The 8,257-nt window shown below is 69.3% G+C and carries 8 protein-coding genes; 3 read left to right on the top strand and 5 right to left on the bottom strand.

The window, feature by feature from the left end; genetic code table 11:
* From B2869_RS17325 to B2869_RS17315, 3 genes are all read right to left on the bottom strand, one after another.
* A partial coding sequence (locus B2869_RS17325; protein ID WP_292769283.1) for an aldehyde dehydrogenase family protein occupies positions 1-304 on the bottom strand: 304 nt, incomplete at its 3' end.
* Positions 301-1,053: a gamma-glutamyl-gamma-aminobutyrate hydrolase family protein gene (locus B2869_RS17320; protein ID WP_292769280.1), complete on the bottom strand. Its 753-nt coding sequence runs from the start codon at positions 1,051-1,053 to the stop codon at positions 301-303. The genes B2869_RS17325 and B2869_RS17320, both read right to left, overlap by 4 nt.
* Positions 1,034-2,389: a glutamine synthetase family protein gene (locus B2869_RS17315; RefSeq protein WP_292769277.1), complete on the bottom strand. Its 1,356-nt coding sequence runs from the start codon at positions 2,387-2,389 to the stop codon at positions 1,034-1,036. Before B2869_RS17315 ends, B2869_RS17320 begins: the two co-directional genes overlap by 20 nt.
* 156 nt (positions 2,390-2,545) lie before the next feature.
* On the opposite strand from B2869_RS17315, the gene B2869_RS17310 reads away from it, so the two are divergent.
* On the top strand, positions 2,546-4,096 hold the full coding sequence (locus B2869_RS17310) for an amino acid permease (RefSeq protein ID WP_021199978.1): 1,551 nt from the start codon (positions 2,546-2,548) through the stop codon (positions 4,094-4,096).
* A gap of 62 nt (positions 4,097-4,158) precedes the next feature.
* Here the strand turns inward: B2869_RS17310 and B2869_RS17305 are convergent, their stop codons facing one another.
* A complete protein-coding gene (locus tag B2869_RS17305) occupies positions 4,159-4,431 on the bottom strand; it encodes a metal-sensitive transcriptional regulator (protein WP_021199979.1) in 273 nt (90 codons plus the stop codon).
* 105 nt (positions 4,432-4,536) lie between these two features.
* On the opposite strand from B2869_RS17305, the gene B2869_RS17300 reads away from it, so the two are divergent.
* Together B2869_RS17300 and B2869_RS17295 are read left to right on the top strand one after the other, a co-directional pair.
* Complete coding sequence (locus tag B2869_RS17300; protein WP_292769273.1) at positions 4,537-5,814, top strand: DUF445 domain-containing protein; 1,278 nt, start codon at positions 4,537-4,539, stop codon at positions 5,812-5,814.
* A 2-nt stretch (positions 5,815-5,816) separates the two neighbouring features.
* Positions 5,817-6,749 carry an arginase family protein gene (locus B2869_RS17295; RefSeq protein WP_292769270.1) on the top strand — a complete coding sequence of 311 codons (933 nt, stop codon included), beginning with the start codon at positions 5,817-5,819 and terminating at the stop codon, positions 6,747-6,749.
* Positions 6,750-6,793: 44 nt separating this feature from the next.
* On the opposite strand, the gene B2869_RS17290 is transcribed toward B2869_RS17295, so the two are convergent.
* A complete protein-coding gene (locus B2869_RS17290; protein ID WP_292769267.1) occupies positions 6,794-8,191 on the bottom strand; it encodes a HupE/UreJ family protein in 1,398 nt (465 codons plus the stop codon).
* Positions 8,192-8,257: the final 66 nt, after the last annotated feature.

The raw sequence follows: 8,257 nt of genomic DNA, 5'->3' as shown, positions 1-8,257 counted from the left end.
GCCGCTCCGGGTCGGCGGAGTAGTAGTTGAGCACCTGGGCCACGTGGCCGGCTCCCCCCCGGGCCGAGCCGATCGGATGCCCCGAGTTGAGCACCTCCAGCTGTGCCAGCTCCTCGACCGCGCCCTCGACCGCACGGGCGAACGACCGGAGGGCATCGGCTCGCGCGACCGGGGCGAGCGCCGCCCATCGGCGCTGAGCAGCGACGGCGCGGGCGATCGCGGCATCGGTCTCGGCGGCATCGGCACGGGCGACGTCGCGGATCGCTTTCCCGGTCGACGGGTTGATGACTGTGAACGCGCTCATCGGGCGCCCTCCTTCCGCCGCGCGGCGAGCGCACGAGCCTGTGAGACGAGATCGGCGAAGAGGCGCCGGTCGTCGGCGTTCTCCTCCGGATGCCATTGGATGCCGACGATGTGGCCGGCCGAGGTGTCGACGAACGCCTGCACGAGTCCGTCGTCGGAGTGCGCAGCCGCGATCAGCCCTTCCCCGAGGCGATCGATGCCCTGGTGGTGGTAGCTGTGCACGCGCACGCCGCCCGCACCGAGCACCTCGGCGAGCGTGGTGTCGCCCGAGACCTCGATGTCGTTCTCGGCGAAGATGCCGCCGCCGAGGCGGTACCGCTCGGTGCCGAGCGATTCGGGTAGATGCTGCTGGAGTGTGCCTCCCCGTGCCACGTTGACGAGCTGCAGCCCTCGGCAGATCGCGAGCACCGGGATGCGTCGTCGCTCGGCCGCACGGAACAGCGCCAGCTCCCACGCGTCGCGGTCCACGCGTGCGGGATCGGTGAGCGGATGCCGCTCCTCGCCGTAGAGCTCGGGGGCGACATCCGCACCTCCGGAGAGGATCAGGCCGTCCATGCCGGCGATGGCGGCCTCCGCCGACGCCGGGTCCTGTGGCGGCAGCAGCAGCGCGATGCCGCCGGCATCCGTCACCCCGGTCAGATACTGCTCGGGCAGGAACGCCGCCCGCACATCCCACACCCCCTGCTGCGCCCGCTCGAGATAGGTCGTGACACCGATCAGCGGGGCCAGGTCAGAGCCGCTCGAAACCACGGATGCGCTCCCAGTCGGTGACGGCGGCGTCGTAGGCCTCGACCTCGATGCGCGCCTGGTTCAGGTAGTGGTCCACGACGTCGTCGCCGAACGCCGCGCGGGCGATGGATGATTCGCTGAACAGCTGCGCCGCCTCCCGGAGGGTGGTGGGCAGGTGCTCGACGCCGGATTCGTAGGCGTTGCCTGTGAAGCGCTCGGGCAACGGCAGCTCGTTCTCGATGCCGTACAGGCCCCCGGCGATGATCGCCGAGATGCCGAGGTAGGGGTTCACGTCGCCGCCCGGCACCCGGTTCTCGACCCGGAGGCCGGAGCCGGAGCCGATCACGCGCAGCGCGCAGGTGCGATTGTCGATGCCCCAGGCGACGCCGGTCGGGGCGAAGCTGCCCTTCGCGAACCGCTTGTACGAGTTGATGTTGGGCGCGTAGAGCAGGGTGAATTCGCGCAGAGTCGCGAGTATGCCGGCGATCCAGTGCTCCATGATCGGGCTGAACCCATGCTCGCCGTCCCCCGCCATGACCGGGGTGCCGTCGGCGGCACGCAGGGAGAGATGGATGTGGCAGCTGTTGCCCTCGCGCTCGTTGAACTTGGCCATGAAGGTGAGTGCCTGTCCGTGCTGCTCCGCGATCTCCTTCGCGCCGTTCTTGTAGAGCGCATGCTGGTCGGCGGTCTCGCGCACCTCGGCGTAGCGGAACGCGATCTCCTGCTGCCCCAGGTTGCACTCCCCCTTCACGCCCTCGCAGTACAGTCCCGCGCCGTCCATGCTGTTGCGGATGTCGCGCAGCAGGGGTTCGAGGCGCGTGGAGGCGAGCAGGTTGTAGTCGACGTTGTAATCGGTCGACGGTGTGAGCCCCTCGTACTTGCGGGCCCAGGCTTCGCGATAGGTGTCGTCGAAGACGATGAACTCGAGCTCGGTGCCCGAGAACGCTGTCCAGCCCCGCTCGGCGAGACGGTCGCGCTGGCGATCGAGAATGGCTCGCGGCGAGGGCCCCACCGGTTCACCGTTCCCCCACACCAGGTCGGCGATCACGAGCGCGGTTCCATCGAGCCACGGGATGCGGCGGAGGGTCGCGACGTCGGGCCGCAGCACCATGTCGCCGTACCCGCGATCCCATCCCGACATCGCGTAGCCGTCGACCGTGTTCATGTCGACATCGACCGACAGCAGGTAGTCGCAGGCTTCGGCGCCGTGATGCAGGATGTCCTCCTGGAACAGCCTCGCGGAGACCCGTTTGCCGACCAGCCGTCCCTGCGCATCGGCGAAGGCGACGATCACCGTGTCGATCTCGCCGGCGGCGATGCCGGCATCCAGCTGCTCGATGCTCAGGTTTCCCGACATCTTCTCGCTCCCGTCGTCGTGGTGAAGCGATCGGCCGACCGGCTTCGCCCTCAGAGTAGATCACCTCGGCGTCTAAAGGTAGACGAAACCACCATTGACTGCCACAATCATCCGCAAGGTGCACCCGGCGCCTGTGTGCATGCGAACGGAGAGCGGATGTCTGAGCAGAGCAGTGAGTCCCGCAAGGTCGCTGGGGCGACCTATACACGTGCCGGAAGTGAGTACTTCGAGAAACGGACGCTGAAGAGATCCGCCGGCGTCTGGGGACTGTGGGGGCTCGCGGTCGCTGCCGTCATCTCCGGCGACTTCTCCGGCTGGAACTTCGGTATCGACTTCGCGGGCTTCGGCGGGATGCTGATCGCCTTCGTGATCCTCGTCCTCATGTACTACGGCATGATCTTCGCGATCGGCGAGATGGCCGCGATGATGCCGCACACCGGCGGCGCCTACTCGTTCGCCCGTTCCGCGATGGGCCCGTGGGGCGGCCTGGTGACCGGCGCCGCCGAGACCATCGAATACGTGGCGACCACGGCGGTGATCGTCTACTTCTCGGCGTCGTATGCGAACGGCATCACGAGCGAGCTGCTGGGGCTGGAACTGCCGGGGTGGCTCTGGTACCTGATCCTCTACGTCGTCTTCATCGCGCTGAACTCCGCGGGCGCGGCGATCTCCTTCCGCTTCGCGATCGTCGTGTCGATCATCTCGATCGGCATCATCCTGGTCTTCTCCCTGATGGCGATCTTCTCCGGCGCCTTCAGCTGGGACGCTCTCTGGAACATCGCGCCCGATCCGGGCCAGACCGAGTTCCTGCCACACGGGGTGCTGCCGATCCTGTTCGCCCTCCCGTTCGCGATGTGGTTCTTCCTCGGCATCGAAGAGCTGCCCCTGGCCGCGGAGGAATCGCACAATCCCACCCGCGACATCCCCAAGGCCGGATTCTGGGCTCGCGGCACCCTCATCGTCACGGGTCTGCTCGTGCTGTTCCTGAACACGGGCGTGATCGGGGCCGAGGCCACGGGCACCGCCGGCGAGCCCCTGCTCGACGGCTTCCGCGCGATCGTCGGCGACCAGCTCGCCGCGGTGCTCGCCCTCTTCGCCCTGATCGGACTGCTCGCGTCCCTGCAGGGCATCATGTTCGCCTACGGCCGCAACATGTACTCACTGTCCCGTGCGGGCTACTACCCGCGGTTCCTGTCCCTCACCGGCAAGCGACAGACCCCCTGGGTGGCTCTCGTCGTGGGTGCGGCGATCGGCTTCGTCGCCCTCATCGTGCTCGATGTGCTCGCGGCCGTCGACGCCGAGGGCGCGGGTTCGGTCGCCGGTGCGATCGTGCTGAACATCGCGGTCTGGGGTGCCGTGCTCGCCTACGGCCTGCAGCTGGTGTCGTTCATGATCCTGCGGAAGAAGTATCCGAACGTCGACCGCCCGTACCGCAGCCCGTGGGGCATCCCCGGTGCGGCCGTCGCGCTGGTGATCGCCGCGCTCATCTTCGTCGGATTCCTGCTGAATCCGACGTTCGGACCGGCGATCATCGCGATCGCGATCGTCTACGTCGTGATCCTTCTCGGGTTCGGGCTCTTCTTCCGCCACCGTCTGGTGCTCTCCCCCGAGGAGGAGTACGCGATCTCGGGCGGCTCGCACGGCGATCCGCAGACCGAGGGCTATGACGCCATGGAGGGTGAGGTGTTCGACGACAGCGGCAGGTGAGTCCGGGTACAGCGCCTCGACGAGTCGTCGGGGCGCTGTGTCGTGCCCGACCCCGGTGCGCTCTACTTGCGGTCGAAGTCGAAGGCCTTGAGCAGCTCGACGACGGCCTTGTCGCGCTCCTCGCCGCCCTCGTCGAACATGTGCGTCACGTGCGTACGGAGGTGGTTCTCCAGCAGCAGCCGGTTCAGCGACTCCAACGAGCGCTGGATCGCACGGGACTGCGTGATGATGTCCATGCAGTAGTCCTCGTTCTCGATCATCCGCGCGACGCCGCGCATCTGCCCCTCGAGGATGCTGGTGCGGTGCAGCGCACGCTTCTTGATGTCTTCGATCACCCCTTGAGGGTACTCGTCTCTCCGGGTGTGCGGCTGTCTGCGCACCGAGACACCGCACCGTCGCCGGTCGGGACCGTCGGGGCAGCACCGTGAAAGGATGACGTCATGCCGCGAACACCGATGACGCAGCTCTCGCCCGCCGACCAGGAGCGCCTTCGCGCGCTCCGACGCATGAAGGCCGTCGCCCTCGGGGCTCTGGTGTTCATGGCCGTCGTGTTCGTGTTCGCCTTCGCGTTCCAGCAGCGGTTCGACGGGCTCGCCTATGTACGCGCCGCCGCGGAGGGCGGCATGGTGGGTGCCCTCGCAGACTGGTTCGCGGTGACCGCGCTCTTCCGCCGTCCGCTGGGGCTGCCCATCCCCCACACCGCGATCATCCCGAACCGCAAGGACGAGATCGGCCGCTCCCTCGGGGAGTTCGTGGAGACGAACTTCCTCGCAGCCGACGTGGTGCGCACCAAGCTGTCGAGCACGCGGATCGCGCTCCGCGCCGGTGAATGGCTGCGCGAGGCCCCGCACGCCGAGCGGGTGGGGACCGAGGGGGCGACGATCGCCACGGCCGTGCTCAATGCGCTGAGCGACGACGACGTACGCGACCTGATCACCGACCTCGCCCGCGAACACCTGGTCGATCCCGAATGGGGTCCGCCCGCCGGAGCGTGGCTGGAGAAGATCGTCGAGGCGGATGCCCATCACGGAGCGGTCGACCTCGCCGCCGACAGCATCGCGCGCTGGCTCGACGCGAATGCCGAGTCGTTCAGCGGCCTCGTCTCCCGACGCCTCCCCGGGTGGGTGCCGAAGCTCGCGCATCGCTTCGTCGACGACACGATCTATCACGAGGCGGTGAAGTTCGTCCATGCCGTGCAGGCCGACCCCCGTCACCCCGCTCGCCTGGCCGTCGACGGCTACCTGGCACGTCTGGCGGACAGCCTGCAGAACGACCCGGCAACGCGCGCGAAGCTCGAGGACGCCAAGGCCTCGCTCTTCGACAGCCCCCGTGTCGGCGCGCTGGCCGCCGAAGCCTGGAACACCGCGAAGAACGGCCTGCTCACGGCCCTCGCCGATCCGCAGAGCGGTCTGCGCCGCCGCGCCGTGCAGGCACTGCAGGAGGTCGGCGCGCGCCTCACGACCGACACCGCGCTGCAGAATCGGGTCGACACGTGGGTATCCGACGCCGCGGTCTTCCTCGTCGACCGCTACCGGCACGACATCGCCTCGATCATCACCGACACCGTCGAGCGCTGGGATCCGGCCGAGACCACCGAGAAGATCGAGCTCATGGTCGGCCGCGACCTGCAGTACATCCGCCTGAACGGCACCTTCGTCGGGGCGCTGGCCGGTCTCGTCATCTTCTCCATCGCCCACGCCCTGATCCCCGGAGTCTGACCATGGCCCCCACCTCCCGACAGCTGAGTCATGACCCGCTCTGGCCGCGCGCCGGATCCTGGCCCGCCTTCGACACCGCCGCCGACGCGGTGCTGCTCGGCGTGCCCACCTGGCGCACCTCGCTCTCGCCGACGGGCGCGCACGCGACGCCAGCGGCCATCCGCGATGCGCTCCCCCGCTACGGGACGACTGTGATGGGGCCGCCCATGGTCGAGCTCGATGACGTGCTGCGCATCGCCGACGCCGGCGACGTCGCCGACCCGGACGGTTCCGCCGGCGAAGCGAGGGTCATCTCCCGCGTGCGCGATCTCGTCGCGGCCACGAGACTCGTGATCGCGCTCGGTGGCGACAACTCACTCACCTATCCGGTCGCACTCGGCGCCGAGGCCTCGGGACTGATCACCTTCGACGCGCACTTCGACCTGCGCGACGGCGTCTCCAACGGCACGCCCGTGCGGCGTCTGGTGGAGGACGTCCCCGGCTCATCCTCGCTGCACACCTCTCGGATCGACCCGACGAGGATCGTGCAGATCGGGATCGCCGACTTCGCGAACTCGGCCGCCTACGCCCGGCGCGCCGCCGACTGGGGCATCCGCGTCATCGCACTCGACGAGCTGCGCCGCCGCGGCATCGACGACGTGGTCGCGGAGGCGGTGGAGGTCGCCGGAGCCGGAGCCGATCCGCGCGTCCACCTCGACATCGATGTGGACGTGTGCGACCGCTCCGTCGCGCCCGGGTGCCCCGCGAGCGTTCCCGGTGGACTGCAGGCGTGGGAGCTTCGGGCGCTCACGCGTGCCGTGGCCTCGGACTCCCGCGTGGTGAGCGCCGACCTCGCCGAGGTCGATGCGACCGCCGACGCCGACGACGCCCGCACCGTGCGCCTGGCGGCGCTGTGCGTGTTGGAGCTGCTCACCGGCCTCGCGTCGCGTCGCTGACCGCGGAGTGCGCCCGCCACCGTCTCGAGGCGGGCGCACGCGGATCAGACTCCGGCGATCAGCCTCTCGACGAACCAGAACAGCCCGACGGCGGCGACGACCGCGGCGATCCAGAAGCCCGCCGAGGGCAGCCGCCGCCGCAGCAGCACGAACAGCGGGAACACCGCCGCGATCACCAGAAGCTGCGCCAGCTCGATGCCCACGTTGAAGACGAGGAGCGCCCCGAGCAGATCCCACGAGAACGGTTCGTCGATTCCCAACGCTCCGGCGAAGCCCACGCCGTGCATCAGCCCGAAGGCGAAGACCACGCCGATGCGCAGCAGATCCCCTCGGGTGAAGCCGTCGACCGCCGGTGCGGATGCCGGCGCCGCGAGGATCTGCTCCCGCACGGCGACAGCGATCCCGCCGCCTCCGACGAGCGGCTGCTCGTCGAGAGGACCCTGGGCCTTCCCGGACAAGGGCCGAAGCGTCCCGTCCGCCCCTATCGCATCCCTCTGTCCGGCACGCCGGAACCGTCGCATCTCCCAGAGCGCGACGACGGCGATCGACAGGGCGATGGCCGGCTCCACGATCCACGCGGGAATGCTCACCACCCCGAGGGCGGCGAGGATGAAAGTCGCCGAGTGCGCGACCGTGAACGCCGTCGCCGCCAGCACGATGTCCCTGAGCCGGCGAGATCCGATGATCAGCGCCAGCAGGAACAGCAGGTGGTCGGGGCCGAGCAGCAGATGCTCCGCCCCCAGCACGAGGAACTCACCCATCCGAGAGCCCCAGTCGGTCGTGGTGACCATCGAGGGGTTCGTGTCGGTGTCGAGGCTGGCCACACCCGCCCCCGAACGCACGTCGTAGTCGACGATCGTCGTCGTCATGCCCCCGGGAGCCGTTCCGGGAAACAGCTCGGTCGTGATCCGATACGGCACGGGCATCGCCTCGACCTGCGCCGTGCAGTCGGCTTCGATCACCAGGCGCGCATGCGGTACGCCGTCCCGGATGACGATCTCGTAGGGCGCCACCACGGCGTTGGGGCACGCCTGCGACGGTTCCCCGTCCTGCGCCACGCTCACCGAGAACCGAGGCAGCACGTATCCCTCGACGGAGTCGGCATGATCGTCGAGCACCGCGGGCGTGAGCTTCTCCGGATCCCGGCCGCTCGCCTGCACGTCGGCGTAGGCCTCCTGCTCGAAGGCCGTGTCGCCCATCGCCCGCGCTCCGTCGGTCGCGAGCAGGACGTACTCGATGTCGAGCACGGTGCGCACGACGCCGCGCTCGGGTTCGGACACATCGGCGAAGACCGTCGCCGCATAGCTGTGCGCCGCGGCCGGGGCCGCCGTCAGCATCACGCTGACGGCGGCCCCGGTGAGGGCGACGACTCCGGCGACCAGGGTGCGGATCGCCGGGCGGGGGCGCTGACGCGCACCCGGATGCCGACGCCGGTTCCTCATTCCTGTCCCTCCGGGTGGCGCAGCATCCGTCGGCGGAGCAGAACGCCGCCTCCGGCGAGCAGCAGC

The organism is Microbacterium sp. UBA3486, from assembly GCF_002377845.1.
GTDB classification, from domain to species: Bacteria; Actinomycetota; Actinomycetes; order Actinomycetales; family Microbacteriaceae; genus Microbacterium; species Microbacterium maritypicum_A.
This window is presented reverse-complemented; position numbering and strand designations above follow the sequence as displayed.

What these genes read in the sequence shown, in the direction of transcription:
- B2869_RS17315 (WP_292769277.1), bottom strand. Translation starts at nt 2,389, where the DNA reads ATGTCGGGAAACCTGAGCATCGAGCAGCTGGATGCCGGCATCGCCGCC.
- B2869_RS17310 (WP_021199978.1), top strand. Translation starts at nt 2,546, where the DNA reads ATGTCTGAGCAGAGCAGTGAGTCCCGCAAGGTCGCTGGGGCGACCTAT.
- B2869_RS17300 (WP_292769273.1), top strand. Translation starts at nt 4,537, where the DNA reads ATGCCGCGAACACCGATGACGCAGCTCTCGCCCGCCGACCAGGAGCGC.
- B2869_RS17295 (WP_292769270.1), top strand. Translation starts at nt 5,817, where the DNA reads ATGGCCCCCACCTCCCGACAGCTGAGTCATGACCCGCTCTGGCCGCGC.
- B2869_RS17290 (WP_292769267.1), bottom strand. Translation starts at nt 8,191, where the DNA reads ATGAGGAACCGGCGTCGGCATCCGGGTGCGCGTCAGCGCCCCCGCCCG.